The organism is Leptolyngbya sp. CCY15150 (assembly GCF_016888135.1).
GTDB lineage: Bacteria > Cyanobacteriota > Cyanobacteriia > RECH01 > RECH01 > RECH01.
Genome location: NZ_JACSWB010000115.1, coordinates 1 through 253, shown reverse-complemented (window position 1 = coordinate 253; position 253 = coordinate 1). Strand labels below are relative to the sequence as shown.

The following is a 253-nucleotide window of genomic DNA, read 5'->3' as shown; positions in this document are numbered from 1 at the left end:
GGAACTGGCGGCGGCAGTCTCGGCACAGGTAGCTTTGTTTGCCGTTGCGATGCCCATTCTTGACAACGTTGGTGCTGGCACAATGAGGACAATTCATGATGGACTTCCTTGACTCCACATCATTTTATATTATGCAACGCCGAATTTTTAGATGAGAAGGCCAATGGTTTTCAACTGGAACGCTCTGAGATTCGCTCTGCTCCGGCACTATCGCGGCTTTGTTTGGTCATGGCGGTGGCCACTTTACTGCTGA

1 protein-coding gene is annotated in these 253 nt (G+C 50.2%); it reads right to left on the bottom strand.

The genetic code is table 11. From position 1 onward, the window contains the following. Positions 1-97: IS1 family transposase (locus JUJ53_RS01920; protein WP_204149982.1), on the bottom strand; the 97-nt coding region annotated here is incomplete at its 3' end. Positions 98-253 lie beyond the last annotated feature (156 nt).